General features: G+C 71.2%; 16 protein-coding genes. 11 read left to right on the forward strand and 5 right to left on the reverse strand.

Features of this window, described 5'->3' with window-relative positions:
- Positions 1-6: 6 nt before the first annotated feature.
- On the reverse strand, positions 7-1596 hold the full coding sequence (locus AB0472_RS37385) for a hypothetical protein (RefSeq protein ID WP_366363414.1): 1590 nt from the start codon (positions 1594-1596) through the stop codon (positions 7-9).
- A 117-nt stretch (positions 1597-1713) separates the two neighbouring features.
- On the opposite strand from AB0472_RS37385, the gene AB0472_RS37390 reads away from it, so the two are divergent.
- Both AB0472_RS37390 and AB0472_RS37395 read left to right on the forward strand, forming a co-directional pair.
- Positions 1714-1938, forward strand: coding sequence for a hypothetical protein (locus AB0472_RS37390; RefSeq protein WP_366363416.1), 225 nt, complete (start codon positions 1714-1716; stop codon positions 1936-1938).
- 190 nt (positions 1939-2128) lie between these two features.
- Complete coding sequence (locus AB0472_RS37395; RefSeq protein ID WP_366363418.1) at positions 2129-2527, forward strand: hypothetical protein; 399 nt, start codon at positions 2129-2131, stop codon at positions 2525-2527.
- 30 nt (positions 2528-2557) lie between these two features.
- On the opposite strand, the gene AB0472_RS37400 is transcribed toward AB0472_RS37395, so the two are convergent.
- Positions 2558-4075, reverse strand: coding sequence for an RICIN domain-containing protein (locus AB0472_RS37400; RefSeq protein ID WP_366363420.1), 1518 nt, complete (start codon positions 4073-4075; stop codon positions 2558-2560).
- Between the two features lie 159 nt (positions 4076-4234).
- Positions 4235-5128 (reverse strand): RNA polymerase sigma factor SigF, encoded by an 894-nt coding sequence (locus AB0472_RS37405; RefSeq protein ID WP_366363422.1) that lies wholly within the window; start codon positions 5126-5128, stop codon positions 4235-4237.
- Positions 5129-5433: 305 nt separating this feature from the next.
- On the opposite strand from AB0472_RS37405, the gene AB0472_RS37410 reads away from it, so the two are divergent.
- From AB0472_RS37410 to AB0472_RS37435, 6 genes are all read left to right on the forward strand, one after another.
- A complete protein-coding gene (locus AB0472_RS37410) occupies positions 5434-5847 on the forward strand; it encodes an STAS domain-containing protein (RefSeq protein ID WP_366363423.1) in 414 nt (137 codons plus the stop codon).
- A 184-nt stretch (positions 5848-6031) separates the two neighbouring features.
- Positions 6032-6550, forward strand: coding sequence for an ATP-binding protein (locus AB0472_RS37415; RefSeq protein ID WP_366363425.1), 519 nt, complete (start codon positions 6032-6034; stop codon positions 6548-6550).
- A gap of 254 nt (positions 6551-6804) precedes the next feature.
- Complete coding sequence (locus AB0472_RS37420; protein ID WP_366363427.1) at positions 6805-7503, forward strand: LPXTG cell wall anchor domain-containing protein; 699 nt, start codon at positions 6805-6807, stop codon at positions 7501-7503.
- A 28-nt stretch (positions 7504-7531) separates the two neighbouring features.
- Positions 7532-8428 carry a hypothetical protein gene (locus tag AB0472_RS37425; RefSeq protein WP_366363429.1) on the forward strand — a complete coding sequence of 299 codons (897 nt, stop codon included), beginning with the start codon at positions 7532-7534 and terminating at the stop codon, positions 8426-8428.
- Between the two features lie 41 nt (positions 8429-8469).
- The gene (locus AB0472_RS37430) at positions 8470-9525 is read left to right on the forward strand and encodes a hypothetical protein (protein WP_366363503.1); all 1056 of its coding nucleotides are present in this window, start codon (positions 8470-8472) and stop codon (positions 9523-9525) included.
- Between the two features lie 2 nt (positions 9526-9527).
- Positions 9528-10847: a hypothetical protein gene (locus AB0472_RS37435; protein ID WP_366363431.1), complete on the forward strand. Its 1320-nt coding sequence runs from the start codon at positions 9528-9530 to the stop codon at positions 10845-10847.
- 104 nt (positions 10848-10951) lie between these two features.
- Here AB0472_RS37435 and AB0472_RS37440 read toward each other — a convergent pair whose 3' ends face one another.
- A complete protein-coding gene (locus tag AB0472_RS37440) occupies positions 10952-12448 on the reverse strand; it encodes an oligopeptide:H+ symporter (protein WP_366363432.1) in 1497 nt (498 codons plus the stop codon).
- Between the two features lie 490 nt (positions 12449-12938).
- On the opposite strand from AB0472_RS37440, the gene AB0472_RS37445 reads away from it, so the two are divergent.
- Together AB0472_RS37445 and AB0472_RS37450 are read left to right on the forward strand one after the other, a co-directional pair.
- Entirely contained in the window at positions 12939-13616 is a 678-nt protein-coding gene (locus AB0472_RS37445) for a response regulator transcription factor (RefSeq protein ID WP_016436346.1), read from the forward strand.
- Positions 13617-13768: 152 nt separating this feature from the next.
- Positions 13769-15040 carry an ATP-binding protein gene (locus AB0472_RS37450; RefSeq protein WP_366363434.1) on the forward strand — a complete coding sequence of 424 codons (1272 nt, stop codon included), beginning with the start codon at positions 13769-13771 and terminating at the stop codon, positions 15038-15040.
- 7 nt (positions 15041-15047) lie between these two features.
- Here AB0472_RS37450 and AB0472_RS37455 read toward each other — a convergent pair whose 3' ends face one another.
- Positions 15048-15551 carry a GtrA family protein gene (locus AB0472_RS37455; protein ID WP_366363436.1) on the reverse strand — a complete coding sequence of 168 codons (504 nt, stop codon included), beginning with the start codon at positions 15549-15551 and terminating at the stop codon, positions 15048-15050.
- A gap of 217 nt (positions 15552-15768) precedes the next feature.
- Here AB0472_RS37455 and AB0472_RS37460 point away from each other — a divergent pair, with 217 nt between their 5' ends.
- Positions 15769-16908: a 5-(carboxyamino)imidazole ribonucleotide synthase gene (locus AB0472_RS37460; RefSeq protein WP_366363438.1), complete on the forward strand. Its 1140-nt coding sequence runs from the start codon at positions 15769-15771 to the stop codon at positions 16906-16908.
- The last annotated feature ends 121 nt before the right edge of the window (positions 16909-17029 follow it).

Below are 17029 nucleotides of genomic sequence, written 5' to 3' on the forward strand. Positions count from 1 at the left end.
GATGTCTCAGTGGGAGCGGTCCGGACGGCCTCCGAGATAGCCGAGGAGGACGTCGAAGTGCGGAGCGAGGGAGGCGGCCCGGCTCAGCACCTCCGGGAGACGGTCCGAGAACCGCAGCTTGTCGAGGAAGGCCGCCTCGTGAGGTTCGAGACCGGAAGGTGAGCCTGCTCGCTGCAGGGAAGGGCCGAGTTCCTCGGCGATCAGGATGACGATGTCGTCCGCACGCATGGTGCGGAGCACGACGTCCGTCAGCGCCGCGCGATGCCCCTCGTCCACCGCACCGACGAGGGACCATGCCGCGAAGATGCCCGCCTTTGCGAAGAGGTTCTCCCCCAGGGCCGACGCCACATCGGGTCGTCCAATCTCCTCGAGGCGGGCCACTATCCGCGCGTCGCGCTTTTCGTAGCCCGGACCTGTGAGCGCGTTCCTGAGGAGACGGAAGGCAGTCTCGTCGTGCGGATCGACCAGAGCGAGCGCTTCGACGACGTCGTCCTCGTGGCGCATTTGCCGCAACATGGACTTCAGCAGGTTCGCGCGCTTGCCGGACCAGCTCGTCAGCCATTCCGTGTGCAGCTGGACGATCTCCCGAGGGGAGCGGACCGAGGCCGTCTCCTCGATGAGGACAGGCGGGAGCGCTTTGCTCCCGACGCGGTGCACCAAGCGTCCGAACTCGGCCAACTCCGCGAGGGACCGGCTGTGGACGACCTCGGTGAGGAGCCGGTGCCGACGGCTGTGGTCCTGTGCCCTCACGAGCCATGCGTCCAGGTCGACGAGTTCGCGAACAGGCCGGCTCCAAGCCGCCTCCGCGATCTCCCTGGACGCCTCGCGCTGCTCGCCTGCCGCCACGAGTTCCGCCAACTGCTCCTTGAACACGGAAAGAGGCAGGAGTGTGTCGGCGGCCGAGACGACATGGGCGGCCAGCGTCTCCTCCATCGACCTGACCTGCTCCTCGAGATCCGCGCAACGTCGTTCCGCCTCGGCCTTCAGCGAGGCGACCTCCGACACCTCCGCTCTGAGCCGGGCGATCTCCTCCTCGAGTCGTTCGCGTTCCGTCGAGTGCCGCCCCGCGTGCTCGCGCAGTTCCATCTCGGCCCGCTCCGCGCGCAGGATGTCCGCGGTCCAGTCCTGTCGCACCGCCGCCAGCTCCCCCTGCGCGGCACGGGCCTCCGACTCCCGCTTGTCCAGGAGGTCGTGCAGGGCCTCCTGGTGCCTGACCAGGGTCTGGACCTGACGTGCCGACCGGGCCATCTCGGCCCGCAGGGACTCCAGTTCGTAGACGGCGGGGTCGGTGACCCTGAGCGCGTCCAGCCTGAGTCCGGCAAGGCGTGACCGGACCTCGGGCTGGAGCGACGCGCCCCGCTCCGTCTCGACCTCCCGTACCAGGCGGTCGATGAAGTCCTGTGTCGCGACTCTTCGCCCCCTCAGGTACCGGGAGACGATCGACTTGTCCATGCAGACACGGACGCCGTACACGCTCTGCGAGATCTCCAGGGTGTTGAACAGCGCGGTCAACGCGTTGCCCAGGGCCGCAACCTCGGGTATCCCGCCTCGCTCCACATCCGAAGAGTTCCTGGTCGAGGGCGTGGTCTCCGACACCGGTCCTCCCTGATCCGTTGACACCCCATCGGCAACCGTTGCCGCTTTCGCAACGTACCGGACGCCTCCGACCGTGAAGGGGTTCCAAGTCACCCGAATCGAAAGGGCGGTTCCGGCATGGCGCCGTCGTCGTGGTCCACCGTTGTCACCGGCCTGCGCTGGATCCAGCGCGCACTCATCGTCCTCTTCGCACTGCTCCCCCTGTGCGTCGTGACGCTGGCCTCCGTCCCCGCCCTCGTCCTGCTCCCCTTCTTCCCCGCGCACAGCCCCCGCGCCCGCGCGATCGTGCAGCAGCTGATCGCTTGGACGCGTACGACGCTGATCTTCAGCAGGAGCCGGTGAGCGGCCTCCGGGATGTCGGGCGCGCCGGGAACGCGGTCGTGGCATGAGTACACGTGCGTACGTGGAGCGGGTGGTCGCCGCCACGCCGACCGAGGCCGAGCGGCGCGGAGCGGACGGCCCGGGCGGTGGCCTACGTGCAGGCCCACCTCAGGGAGGACTTCACTGAGGACGACGTGCAGGAAGCACGGGAGTGGCGTACGGCGATCACCGAAGGCCGGTTGGGCAGCCGCAGGTGATCTTTCCCGACCGCACCGCTGTGCTCGCGCTCTGCCGTGGCCGTCGACTGCTCTCCGGGCCGGCCGTCGTGGAGGTCGGCGGTCCGGCCCGACGCGCCCATGTACCTGCCTCGTGTCCTGTCGCGGCCGGCCTGGAGCGGCCCGGTGTGGCTGCGCATGTCGGAGCGCCGCCCGGGCTCGAGATTCTTCCGCTCGACTTCGCCGGGGCGGCGATGGTTGAGCAGGTCGCGTCCGCCGGGCTGGACTGGCCTTTCGGCCATGCGGTGTACGCGGCTTCCGCCGATCCCACCGAGGGGCAGGTCCTGACTGCCGTGCCGGAGGCCTACGACGGCACCGGGGTGTTGGGTGGTTGATATCGGTAAGCCTTGAGGGGCGGGGGGCAGTCAGCCCGCCCCCGCCCGCCAGCGCTGGGACGGGCCGTCGTTCACCCGGTTCAGGGAGAGTTCGTCGTCGCCGGTCGGGGTGAGGGCCGTTTCGAGGGCGATCTCCGGGCGGATCTCGCCGTCGGGGGTCACGGTGAAGCGGAGGTTGTCGCCGTGGTCGCCGTCCACCGAGGAGCAGCTCCAGATGCCGACGCCGTTGTCGACCGAACCCCGGCTGTCCAGGCAGAAGTCGGGGTCCGCGGCGGACTGCAGGACGCCCCGGTCCGGGTCGACGCGCCAGCGCTGGGTGGCGGAGCCGGAGCAGGCGGCCGTGATCACGTCGGTGCCGTTGTCGAAGTCGCCGCCGCGGACGTCCAGGCAGCGGGCGGTGGCGAGGTTCACGACCTGGGCGGAGGAGGTTCCCGGGGGTTCCGGGGTGGGGCTGGGGGAGGAGGTCGGGCTGGGGCGCCGGGACGGGGTCGGGGTGGGGGTATGTGACATACCACTGGCGCTCGCCGTGGGGGAGACCCCCGACGGCACCGGGGAGACCGTCGCCGTCGCCGTCACGGTGACCTGCGGACTCGGTGCGGGCGGGGTGGCCGCGGCCGGGTCGGGGACGTGGGTGTCGCGGTGCGACAGGAGGACCAGGAGCAGCGGCACGAGGGCCACGCCCAAGGCGGTGGAGGTGAGGAGAAGGCGCCGGGACGGCCGGTGGCGCTGCCGGGGCGCGGCGGGGTCGGGGCCGACGGGCGCGGCCGGCGGGGTGTCGTGGCGGGCGTACGCCGTTCCGGCCCACGGCAGCAGGCCTTCCGCCAGGGTCTCGCGCGGGGCGTCGCGCAGTGCACCGAGGTCCTCGAACGCGGCCGTGCAGTGCGGGCAGTGGGCCATGTGCGCGTGCAGGTCGGGGCTGTGGCGGGGGTTCTCCGGGCGCACCGACTCCTCGATCAGGCGCCGGAAGTCCGCACAGCGCGGGTCGTCCGAGGCGGCCAGCCGGGTGCGCAGACAGGCCTGGGCCAGGGACTGCAGGGCGGGCGGCATGCCGTACCGGACGTCCTCGGGGGTCAGGCCGAGGTGTCTCGCGGTGCGCTCGGCGGGTTCCCGGTCCAGCACGCCGTACCAGAGCAGCCCCTGGGTGCGGGACGGCAGGGACTGGAACGCCGAGAGCAGGGGCGGGGTCGGGCCGCCGGGAGTGCCGGAGGAGTTCAGGACGAGCAGGAAGGTGGGGTCCAGGGCGGCGGAGTGCTCGCCGCCCGACCAGTTTGCCGCCAGCCGGGCGGTGAGCAGGAGCAGGTGGTGGCGCAGGGGCACGACCGGCTCGGCGCCGCGCGCGATGTCGCGGGCGGCGGTGGTGAAGGTCTGCGCGGCGAGCCGGCGGGCCGCCGCGTCGCCGGCCGTGCAGAGGCGGGCGTAGGCGAGAACCGCGGGGTGGTGGCGGGTCCGGAGTTCCTGGAGGGCGGGGTAGGCGGTGGGGCTGGGGGTGCGCAGCAGTTCGGTCAGGTCTGCGTCCGAGGCTGGGTCGCCCTGGATGTCCTGGACCATCGTGCACCCCTTCTCGCGGGCCGTCCTTCCTGACGTACCGGCCAGTTTGGGGTGTGACTCGCGGTAGCGGGGGAGCTTTGGCCAAAGACGCTGCGGGCCGGGGCGGGGGCCGGCGGGGGAATCCCCGTCGCCCCGGCGGCGCGGCGGTCGGGACGGGGCCTACTCCTCCACGGTCAGCGCCCTGCGCAGCTGCACGAGCGTGCGGGACAGCAGGCGGGAGACGTGCATCTGGGAGATCCCGAGTTCGTCGCCGATCTCCGACTGGGTCATGCCCGCGACGAAGCGGAGGGAGAGGATCGTGCGGTCCCGGGACGGGAGTCCGGCGATGAGGGGCTTCAGGGACTCGATGTACTCGATGCCCTCCAGGCCGTGGTCCTCGTAGCCGATGCGGTCCGCCAGGGCGCCCTCGGACTCGTCCTCGTCGGGCTGTGCGTCCAGGGAGGAGGCGGTGTAGGCGTTGGCCGCGGCCATGCCCTCGACGACCTCCTCGTTGGAGAGGCCGAGGCGTTCGGCGAGTTCGGCGACGGTGGGGGCGCGGTCCAGCTTCTGGGCCAGTTCGTCGCCCGCCTTGGCGAGGTCGAGGCGGAGTTCCTGGAGGCGGCGCGGGACGCGTACCGACCACGACGTGTCACGGAAGAAACGCTTGATCTCGCCGATGATCGTGGGCATCGCGAAGGTGGGGAACTCGACGCCGCGGGAGAGCTCGAAGCGGTCGATCGCCTTGATCAGGCCGATGGTGCCGACCTGGATGATGTCCTCCATCGGCTCGCTGCGGGAGCGGAAGCGGGAGGCGGCGAACTTGACCAGCGCGAGGTTCAGTTCCACCAGGGTGTTACGGACGTACGAATAGTCGTGCGTGCCTTCCTCCAGCGACTCCAGCCGCTCGAAGAGGGTCTTGGACAGGGCTCGCGCGTCGACCGCGTCGACCTCGTCGTACGGGGGGATCCCGGGGAGTCCGAGGTCGGCGAAGAATCCCTCGATGGCATCCAGTGGTTCCGGTGGGGGTGTCGACGTCGCCGTCAGGGGGTGCGAGGCGTCGAGCCGCGGTGACATGGTGTCCTCCATCGTTCTCGGCAATAAGGCTGCCGGAGCCGTGCGTGCACTGCGGTGTGCGGCGCCTCCAAAGCCGGCCGTGTCGGTTACGTGTCCCTACTAGCCCTACCCGCTCCGCCGAGCCACTCGCAAGTCCGTTCTATTGTGGTTTGTCCGGTTGTGCGAGGTAGTTCGGGTGTCGGGTTGCGTGCAGAAGGCGTAATGTTCGAGGGCGCCGACACGGCGTTCGGCAGACATCGGTGGGCATCGTCAGACAACGGTCAGACGGTGGCAAAAGCGGTCACGACCTCGGGAGAGAGACGGCAATGGACCACGGGACGGTCGGCAGCGCACAGTCGGGCCGGCTTCTGGTGGAAGTGCGGGAAGAGGGCTCCAGTGCCGTCGTGATTCCTGCGGGTGAGCTCGATCACCACACCGCCGACCTGTTGCGCGAGCCGCTCGACGATCTTCTCGACAAGGGGTTCTCACGCCTTGTCGTCGACTGCTCGCGGCTCGAGTTCTGCGACTCCACCGGGCTCAACGTGCTGCTCGGTGCCCGGTTGCGGGCCGAGGCCGCCGGGGGCGGGGTGCACCTCGCCGGGATGCTGCCCGTCGTCGCCCGGGTCTTCGAGATCACCGGCGCCGAGGCGGTCTTCACCGTGCACGACTCCGTCGAGGCGGCGCTGGCCGGCGAGGACGGCAGGGGTGGCGGGACCGGCAGTACCGGCGGCGAGGGCTGAGCCCCGGCCGGCCCGGCGTCCGGAACCGGGGGGTGTTCCCGCGGATCGCTCGGGCAGGAGAGATCCTGGATCTGTCGTCGCCCGGCCCGGCCCCGTTCGAGTCGATCGCGCCGACAGGCCCGTACGAACTGCAGCAACGCGAAATTTTCCATGTGAACCGGTGAATCGGTGAGGTGAAGCGCTGATGAGCACCACCCGGCCTTACCCGCCGGGCGACCGCGGCCCGGAGCCCAGCGGCGCTTCGGGGATGTCCGAGGGGGCGGCGTCCGACGAGCTGCCGTCCTCGGCGGGGGGTCGTCAGGTCCGCAGGCTGCGCCTCCACGGCGAGAGCGGGGTGGTACCGCTCGCCCGCGATTTCACCCGCCAGGCCCTGCACGCGTGGGGGTGGCTGCCGGCCGCGACGGCCGACCGCAGGGCGGCCGCCGAGGATGTGCTGCTCGTCGTCTCCGAGCTCGTCACCAACGCGTGCCTGCACGCGGAGGGGCCGGACGAGCTGTTCCTGGCCTGCGACAAGAAGGTGATCCGGGTGGAGGTGTCCGACCGGGGGGTCGGGGAGCCGGCGCCGCGGACGCCGCACCGGGCGGGGCGGCCGGGCGGGCACGGGATGTTCATCGTGCAACGGCTGTGTCTGGACTGGGGTGTTGTGCGGGCGCCGGGGGCGACCGGGAAGACCGTGTGGGCGGAGTTGGGGGCACCGGCCTGAGAAGGGCGCCGTGACGGCTTGCTCTGCGGCTCGCGGCCGGTGGGGAGTTGGCCGCGCAGTTCCTCCCCCAGCCTTCGGCCGGGGGGACCCCCAGCGCCCCTGACGGGACGCTCCCCCTGGGGCGTCAAAGCTCACGGGGCGCTTCGGCATCCCCACACTTCCGCCACGCCCTTTCTCTTCCCTCCTCATGGGCCCCGGCGTACCTTGACGGCCGAATCTGATACCTCGTCAGTAGCGAATGGGGTGGACCGACCGTGTCGTCGTACCCGAAACGTACCGCCGTGCTCGCGTCCGCCGCCGCCCTGGCCGGATCGGCGGTGCTGTTCGCCGCCCCCGCGGCGCACGCCACCGTCGTCAACGTCAACTACCAGTGCAAGACGCCGATCGGCGCCAAGAGCGCCGTCTCCCCGATCGACATCAAGGGCGTCAAGAGCGGCAGCGGATACAAGATCACGATGTCCTGGCAGAAGGGCGTCTCCTCCAGCCCCGTCGAACTCGGCAAGGGCGCGATGAACCCGAGCGCCACCATCAGGCTCGGCGGTGCCGACAGCGGCACCCTGAACGTCACCGGCGCCGCCAACCAGGCCGCGATCCCCGCCAACACCCCCATCAAGATCAACGACTTGAGCGGCACCTACACCCCGGAGAAGTCCGGCAAGGTGACGTTCACGGCGGCCACGCTCACCATCAAGGCGCTCGGTACGACGACCACCTGCAACCCCACCAACAACCCCGGCCCGTCCCTGACCCTGGACGTGACCGCGGCGGGCGGCGGGTCGAGCGGTTCCGGCTCGTCGTCCGGCAGCACCGGCACCGACTCCGGAGGCACCCTCCCGAAGACCGGTCCCGAGGACTCGTTCGTCGCTCTCGGCACGCTCGGCGGCACCGTCCTGCTCGCCGGCGCGGCGGGCACCCTCTGGCTGACCCGGCGGAACCAGACCGCACGCCGCTGACCTCCGGGTCCGACCGCTGGAGCCGCCCATGCCGTCCGCCCCGTCCGCCGCCCGGTCCGCCGCCCGTGTCCTCGGCCTCGCCGCGCTGACCCTGCTCGCCACCGCCCCGCGCGCCTCGGCGGCCGTGGGCTGGTCGCTCGCGCCCGCGGGCGGCGGCCGCCCCTCCTTCTACGCCGAGGGCGCCCCCGGATCGGTCCTCCAGGACACCGTGTCGGTGACCAACTCCGGCCGCCGCGCCGTCACGGTGGGGCTGGCCGGTACCGGCCTCCCCGTCATCTTCGCCGAGCAGGCCGTCCGGGTTCCCGCCCGGACCCGCGCGGACGTCCCCTTCACCGTGACCGTCCCGGCGGGCGCGGCCCCCGGCGACCGCAGCGGCACGCTCGTCGCGAAGGACGCCGACGGTCGCACCGTCACCGCCCGCATCCGGCTGCGCGTCGGCGGCCCCGCGCTCTCTGCGCTGACCGTCGAACACGTCGCCGTGCACGCTGACCGCATCACCTACGAACTGGTCAACCGGGGTACGACCGTGCTCGCACCGAAGCTGGCGGTGCGCGCCCACGGCCTGTTCGGCCGGGTCCTGCTGGACCGGGCCGCGCGCCCCCTCCCGGTCCGGCTCGCCCCCGGCACCCGCACCGAACTCAGCGAGCCATGGCCCGGCCACCCCGCGCTGGACGCGGTCGACGTCCGGCTGACGGCGACCGCGGCGGACGGCGCGCACGACACGGCCGGCACCGAGGCGCGGTTCGTGCCCTGGAACGTGGTCGCGGGCGTCGCGGGCGCGCTGACGGCGGGGGCCGCGCTGACGGTCGTACGACTGCGCGGGCGACGCGCCGGTCAGGCGGCCGAACCCCTGTCGACGGACACGGACACGGACACGGGCACCGACACGGACACGGACGTCGAGTTGACGGGAGCAGCGAGGTGAGGGTGCGTGCGGTCCCGAGACCGGTCCCGGTACTGGCGGCACTGACGGCGCTGGCGGCGGTGTTCGCACTGGTCGTCGCGCCCACGGCGGCAGCTGCCGCGGGGCCGACCGTCAGGGTCTCCAAGTCCCAGGCCGGCACCGGCGGTTCGGTCACCGTCAGCGGCACCGGATGGCGACCGCACACCCTGCTGATGATGCTGGTCTGCGGCCAGTCCAGCCCGTCCCGGGGCGTGCTCGGCGGCACCAACTCCTGCGCCAACGCCGACGGACGGGCCGTCACCACCGACGCCGACGGGTCCTTCAGCAAGCAGCTTCCGGTCGCCGAACCGCCGGTGCCCTGCCCCTGCGTGGTGCATGTGGCCACCGTGACCGGTGCCAGTGCCGACGCGGACGCCGCCTTCCGGGTCGCCGGACACCCGGTCAAGGCACTGCCCGCCGAGTCCACCGGTGGCCGTCTGTCGATGCTGACCGACACCCGCCTCGACGGCTCCTCGGGCCTGCTGACCTGGTTCGGCGCACCCCCCACCCGCACCCTCGTCTTCACCGTCGGCAACGCGGGTACCTCCACCCTGAAGGACCCCGTCTTCCAGGTCGGCACCGCGCACGGCGTGTTCGCCCCCCAGTGGGACGAGCAGCAGTGGCGCGGCACTCTGGCACCGGGCAAGAAGGCGCAGGTCAAACTGCCCGTCGAACTCTCCGCCGGGGCGCACGGCGACTACACCGTGTCCCTGCGGTACGACGGCAGGGTCCTCGCCGAACAGCCCTGGGGCGTCGGCCGCCCCTGGGGCGTGACCCTGTTCTGGCTCCTGCTCTGCGCGGTCGTACCCGCCGCCGTCTTCCGCATCGGCATGGCGGTGGTGGACCGGGTACGGCCGCCCCGTGCCGGCGGCATCCGGCACCGGGGGATGCCCCGCCCGGTCCTCCGCGTGCCGCGTCTGCGCGCCACGGAGCCCGCGCCCCCGGCGGACCCCACTACCTCGACCCTGCCGTGGTTCACCCCGGACTCCGGTCCGGGCGCGACGGCCGGCCGGCTCTCCGCACCGCACGACGACAGTTCCGCGAGTCCCACGACTCCGACCACGAAAGGACCGACGTGATCATGCGAAGGAGAGTGACACCGGTACCGGCCAGAGCGGGCGCGGCGGCGGCCGCCCTGGTCCTCGCCGGGGCGGGCGCCCTGCTCGGCACGGCCGCGGGGACCGCCCAGGCGGCCGAGGTGTCGTACGCCACCCACTGCGTACCGCCCGCCGGGGTCGCCGACCCGATCGACGGGACCACCAAGGTCGAGATCACCGCCCCCGCCACCGCGAAGGTCGGTGACACCGTCGACGTCACCTGGAAGTTCGTGCAGGCCGCGTCCAAGAACCCGAACATCATCGACCTGCCCGCGAACACGGTCCAGCCGTCCGGCACGGTCAAGGCGGCCGGCGCGCAGACCGCGGACATCGCCATGCAGGGGCCGCGCGAGAACCCGGCGATCCCCAAGGGCGGCGACATGGTGCTGTCCGACATGACGGGCACGCTGAAGCTGACGTCGCCCGGCGAGGTGACGCTCGCCCCGGACGCGTACACGGTCAACGCGTACGGGACGAACACCGTGTGCACCCCGACGGGCACGGTGGAGAAGGCGGCCACGATCGAGGTGACCGGCAGCGGTTCGAGCGACTCGGCGAGCCCCTCGGACAGCACCTCGGCCTCGGCGTCCCCCTCCGACTCGGCGTCGGCGTCCCCCTCCGACTCGGCCTCGGCGTCGTCCTCCGCCTCCGCGTCGCCCTCCGACGGCACGGGCGGTGGTCAGACCGACTTCACGGGCAAGCAGGTCGACATCCCCTACGCCTGCAAGACCCCCATCGGCGACAAGAGCGCGACCTCGCCGGTGCAGATCAACGCCAAGAAGGACGGCGGGAGTTTCGCCCTCACCGTGCAGTTCAACGGGTCGGTGATGGACAGCCCGGCCGACATCCCGGCGGACTCCGTGAAGCCGTCGATGGAGGTGGTCCTGGGCGGCGCCGACAGGGGCACGGTCCATGTGGAGGGCCCCACCAACTCCTCCGCCATCAAGTCCGGCGACCCGATCGAGATCCCGGACCTGACGGGCACCTACAAGCCGGGCGCGAGCGGCGAGTCGACGCTGTCACCGGGTGTCCTGACGGTCGAGGCCCTCGGTACGACGACCACCTGCACCCCGACGAAGACCGAGGTCTCGCTGACCCTGGACACGACGCAGCAGGCGAGCGGGGCATCGGGCGGCACGTCCACGTCGGGCGGCTCGTCGAGCGGCGGCAGCAGCAGCGGCGGCCTCGCCGAGACCGGTGACAACAGCAACGGCGCACTGAAGGCGCTGGGCCTGGTGGCGGGAACGGCGATCCTCCTGGGCGGTGCGGTCTTCACCTTCATGCCCCGGAAGAGGACGAGGTGACCGGCCTGCTTCCAGGGGTGCGGCCGGCCCCCACGAACCGTTAGCCGACAACGCACGAGGGCCACCCCATCCAGAAGATGCGGTGGCCCTCCGTCAGAAGACGATCAGTGCACGTCGCCCATGAGCTCGCGTACCTTCTTGCGGTACATCCACACGGCCAGACCGGCGGCCACGGCGAGCGCCGCCTGCAGCGTCACGATCCCCGTCTTGTTCAGGTCGACACCCGCGATGGACAGCAGACCGGTCGTCGCGTCACCCGCGGTGACCGCGAGGAACCACACACCCATCATCTGGGACGCGTACTTCGCCGGCGCCATCTTGGTCGTCACGGACAGACCCACGGGAGACAGCAGGAGCTCACCCACGGTCTGCACGAAGTAGATCCCGACCAGCCACATCGCCGCGGCCTTGTGCCCGCCGTCCGCGATCGACAGCGGCGCGAGGAACAGGAAGAACGACGCTCCGATCAGCACCAGGCCACCGGCGAACTTCGCGGCCGTGCTCGGCTCCTTGCCGCGCCGCGCCATCGCCAGCCAGGCCCAGGCGAAGACCGGCGCGAACGCCATGATCATGACCGGGTTGACGGACTGGTACCAGGAGACCGGGAAGTTCCAGCCGAAGATCGTGTTCTTCGCGGACGCGTCGGCGAACAGGGAGACGGTCGAGCCGCCCTGGTCGTAGATCATCCAGAAGACGGCGGCGGCCACGAAGAACCAGATGTACGCGCTCATCTTGGACTGCTCGGCGCGGTCCAGGTCCTTGTCGCGCTTGATGCGGGCGATGACGAAGACCGGGATCAGCAGGCCGGCGATCGTGATCGGGACCAGCAGCCAGTTCAGCGTGTAGACGCCGGAGACACCCACCACGAGGTAGAAGACCGCGGCGACGGCGGCCCAGAGACCGGCCTTCGTCAGCGTCGCCTTCTTCTCCGCGGCGGACAGCGGCGTCGGGACGACGTCCGAGCGCGAGCTCAGGTGGCGGGTGCCGAGCAGGAACTGGGCGAGACCCAGCGCCATGCCGACCGCGGCCAGCGCGAAGCCCAGGTGCCAGTTGTAGTTCTCGCCGACCGTGCCGATGACCAGCGGCGCGGCGAACGCGCCCAGGTTGATGCCGATGTAGAAGAGCGTGAAGCCACCGTCACGGCGCGGGTCGTCCGGGCCGTCGTACAGGTGGCCGACCATCGTGGAGATGTTGGCCTTCAGCAGCCCGGAACCTATGGCGACCAGGCCGAGGCCCGCGAAGAAGGTGCCGGCGCTGGGCAGCGCCAGCGTCAGGTGGCCGAGCATGATGATCGTGCCCGCGACGGCGACCGTCCTGCGGGGGCCGAGCACACGGTCGGCGAACCAGCCGCCCGGCAGGGCGAGCAGGTACACGAGCGACAGGTACACGGAGTAGATCGCCGTCGCCGTGGCCGCGTTCATGTGCAGGCCGCCGGGAGCGACCAGGTACAGCGGGAGCAGGGCCTTCATGCCGTAGTAGGAGAATCGCTCCCACATCTCGGTCATGAAGAGGGTGGCCAGTCCGCGGGGGTGGCCGAAGAAGGTCTTCTCGGAACCGGGGGTGCCCGGGCGGACCGAGTCCTTCGTCAGGCTGGACGCCATGGTCGTTCCTTGCTGGTCGGAGCGCGCGGTGGGGCTGTGCGCGCCCGTGGGGGGAGCGGCCGGCACCGGCGGGTCGTACCGTCCACCCCACGCCCAGGGGGAGTCCGCCCCGCATCACGGAGCGGCGGACGGCGACCACCGGGATCCACGCCCCGTGACGCTGCGTCGCGTCCGGAGCCCGGCCAGAGGTCATTCCTTTCGAGGCTGGCGGGCCAGCCCGCACACAAAAGAGACCTTCAGTGTCAACATGCCCACCAAAGGTCCCCGGGTGTACTACAGGCGTTCACGTCACTGTACGTCAGGACACTGCCGGATATGGAAGGACTTGAGACGCGGATCACAGGTGTCGGGGGAACCTCGCACCCGGTTTCGAAGGTCCCTCCTACGATCGCACCTCTCGCCCACAGGTTCGTACCACTGTGCCCCAAGGTAAGAATCCCTGGTGCCGATCACACTCCAGTACTGCGCGTAATCGGACTACCATCACCCCATGACCCGTGTACTGCTCGCCGAGGACGACGCGTCCATCTCGGAGCCGCTGGCCCGCGCACTGCGCCGGGAAGGTTACGAGGTGGAGGTGCGCGAGGACGGACCCACCGCGCTCGACGCCGGAATGCAGGGCGGCGTCGACCTGGTCGTGCTGGACCTCGGGCTGCCCGGCATGGACGGCCTGGAGGTGGCGCGCCGGCTGCGTGCCGAGGGCCACGCCGTGCCGATCCTCATCCTGACCGCGCGGGCCGACGAGGTGGACACCGTCGTCGGCCTCGACGCGGGCGCCGACGACTACGTCACCAAGCCGTTCCGCCTCGCGGAACTGCTCGCCCGGGTGCGGGCGCTGCTGCGGCGCGGTGCCGCGGAGCCGGCCCAGCCGCCGGCCACGCACGGGGTGCGCATCGACGTCGAGTCGCACCGGGCATGGATGGGCGACGAGGAGCTCCAGCTCACGGCGAAGGAGTTCGACCTGCTGCGGGTGCTGGTGCGGGACGCGGGGCGGGTCGTCACGCGGGACCAGCTGATGCGGGAGGTCTGGGACACCACGTGGTGGTCGTCGACCAAGACGCTCGACATGCACATCTCGTGGCTGCGCAAGAAGCTCGGCGACGACGCGGCGAACCCCCGGTACATCGCTACCGTGCGTGGCGTCGGGTTCCGTTTCGAGAAGAGCTAGGTCGGCTACGCGCGTCGCGCCGTGGGCGGCTGATGAGACATGGTGCGACCAGCCGTCGCCATGGGCCGGTCACGCCCGCGCGGCGGGGCCGCACATGTCTCCGCCCCGTGCCCCGTCCGGGGCGCTGAAGTCGCCGTTTCCCGGAGAGTGCCGTGCGTCGTCGTCTGATTCAGTCCACCCTCGCCGTCGTGCTCGTGGTCATCGCCGTCTTCGGTGTCTCTCTCGTCATCGTCGAGTCGCGGACCATCAGCAACAGCGCCCAGGAACGGGTCGACTCCGAGGCGCTGCGTCTCGCCAGCATCGTCGACAGCCGAATCCTCGGGGACGAGGACGTCACCGCCGAGATACTGCGGAGCCAGGTCGGCAAGGAGCAGTACGCCGTCATCCGGATCCCGGGCAAGGCGCCGATCGAGCTGGGTGCGAAGCCCGAGGGCGACGTCATCCACTACACGGCCGACGGCGAGGAAGGCGAGACGGTCACCGTCCAGGAGCCGCGGTCGACGGTGACCCGGGAGGTCGGCCGGACGCTGCTGATCATCGGGGCCGTCGCGCTGCTCGCCGTGATCGCCGCCGTGCTGCTCGCCATCCGGCAGGCCAACCGGCTGGCGTCCCCGCTCACCGACCTCGCGGAGACCGCCGAGCGGCTGGGATCCGGCGACCCGCGCCCGCGGCACAAGCGCTACGGCGTGCCCGAGCTGGACCGGGTCGCCGACGTGCTGGACTCCTCCGCCGAGCGGATCGGGCGGATGCTCACCGCCGAACGGCGCCTCGCCGCCGACGCCTCCCACCAGCTGCGCACCCCCCTGACCGCGCTGTCCATGCGCCTCGAGGAGATCACCCTCACCGACGACCCGGACATCGTGAAGGAGGAGGCGAACGTCGCGCTCACGCAGGTGGAGCGGCTCACGGACGTCGTGGAGCGGCTGCTGACGAACTCCCGGGACCCGCGCACCGGCTCCGCCGTCTCCTTCGACCTGGACGAGGTCATCCAGCAGCAGCTCGCCGAGTGGCGGCCCGCCTACCGGGGCGTGGGCCGGGCGATCGTCAGCTCCGGCAAGCGCCACCTGCGCGCGGTCGGCACGCCGGGCGCGGTGGCGCAGGTGCTGGCCGCGCTGATCGAGAACTCGCTGATGCACGGGGGCGGCACCGTCGCCCTGCGGACCCGGGTCACCGGCAACCAGGCCGTGGTCGAGGTGACCGACGAGGGGGCGGGGGTGCCGGCCGATCTCGGCAACCGCATCTTCGAGCGGACCATCAGCGGCCGCAACTCCACCGGGATCGGGCTGGCCGTCGCACGCGACCTCGCGGAGGCCGACGGAGGCCGCCTGGAGCTGCTCCAGGCCCAGCCGCCGGTGTTCGGCCTCTTCCTGTCCCGCACCCCGCCGCCGCACAAGCCGGAGGACGACCTGCCGACGGTCCGGTGAGGAAGCGCTAGCGGACCCGCTGCGCGGGCTGCTCGGTGTCGACGGCCCGCTCCAGGAGGGCCTCCGCGTCGGCGACCGCCTCACGCGCCGGCAGCGCCTTGAACACCCACGTGCGGTACGACCAGAAACGGAACAGGGTCGCCACGCCGATGCCGACGAACTTGAAGACGTTGCTCTGCAGCGGGCTGTCCCAGCCGAAGCCGTAGGTGGCCAGGTACAGCAGACCGTTCTCGATCACCAGGCCGACCGCGCTGAACAGCAGGAACAGGGTGAGTTCCTTGGTGCGGCCGTTCTTCTCGCGGTCCCGGTACGTCCAGTAGCGGAAGCCGAGGTAGTTGAAGGCGATCGCGACGACCGTCGCTATGACGCTCGCCCGCACCACGGGCAGGTCGGTGACGTGCCGGACCAGGTTGAAGACGCCGAGATTGACGAGAATGCCGGCCCCGCCGACCGCGCCGAACTTGGCGACTTCGCGTACGAGCCGTTGCAGCCCCGAGGAACCACGTTCCATGGTTGTGCGGGCTCCCGTCCGTAGGTATTGCGACCCAGCCACTCTAACGACCCAGTATCTCCGATGCCTGTGGATGGCGACACAGGTCGGGAAAGGCTTGGGAAGAGCTCCGGAAAGGCGCGGGAAAAGCAGGGCAAGAGGCCTCGAAGCGGCGGGTAAGAGCCCTGGTCGCGGGCGCGGAAACTGGCCACCCCGGAGTGGCCGATACCCTAGGGGCGTGACGTTTCCGGTAGTCGGCATGGTCGGCGGGGGTCAGCTCGCGCGTATGACGCACGAGGCGGGCATCCCGCTGGGCATCAGGTTCAAGCTCCTCAGTGACACCCCCCAGGATTCAGCGGCCCAGGTGGTGAGCGATGTCGTCGTCGGCGACTACCGCGACCTGGAGACGCTGCGCGCGTTCGCACGCGGCTGCGACGTGATCACCTTCGACCACGAGCACGTGCCCACCGAGCACCTGCGGGCCCTGGAGGCGGACGGCATCCCCGTGCGCCCCGGCCCGGAGGCGCTGGTGCACGCCCAGGACAAGGGCGTGATGCGGGCGAAGCTCACGGAGATCGGCGTGCCGTGCCCGCGGCACCGGATCGTGACCGACCAGGAGGACGTGGTCCGGTTCGCGGCCGAGGGCGACGGCTTCCCCGTCGTCCTGAAGACCGTGCGCGGCGGCTACGACGGCAAGGGCGTGTGGGTCGTCGAGACCGCCGAGGAGGCCGCCGACCCCTTCCGGGCCGGCGTGCCGGTCCTCGCCGAGGAGAAGGTCGACTACGTGCGTGAGCTCGCCGCCAACGTCGTCCGCTCCCCGCACGGCCAGGCCGTCGCCTACCCGGTGGTGGAGTCGCAGCAGGTCAACGGCGTCTGCGACACCGTGATCGCGCCCGCCCCCGACCTGGAGGAGTCCCTCGCGCTGCAGGCCGAGGAGATGGCCCTGCGGATCGCCAAGGAACTGGGCGTGGTCGGCCACCTGGCCGTCGAGCTGTTCCAGACCCGCGACGGCCGCATCCTCGTCAACGAACTGGCGATGCGCCCGCACAACAGCGGCCACTGGAGCCAGGACGGCGCGATCACCAGCCAGTTCGCCAACCACGTGCGGGCCGTCCTCGACCTGCCCCTCGGCGACCCGCGGCCCCGCGCCAGGTGGACGGTCATGGTCAACGTCCTGGGCGGCGACTACCCGGACATGTACTCCGCGTACCTGCACTGCATGGCCCGCGACCCCAGACTGAAGATCCATATGTACGGCAAGGACGTGAAGCCCGGCCGTAAGGTCGGCCACGTCAACACCTACGGCGACGACCTGGAAGACGTTCTCGAGCGCGCACGTCACGCTGCCGGCTACCTGAGAGGCACGATCACCGATTGACTTCGGCCTCTCCCCTTGGGGAGGGATCTGCGGTCCTTTGATGTAAGCATGTCTGGCAGCCAGGGAATCCTGTCGTGCGGATCCGGATGAACCGCTCCCGCTTGCGAGCGAGGTGCCTACC

The sequence above is a fragment of the Streptomyces sp. NPDC086777 genome, from assembly GCF_040702065.1.
Taxonomy (GTDB): domain Bacteria; phylum Actinomycetota; class Actinomycetes; order Streptomycetales; family Streptomycetaceae; genus Streptomyces.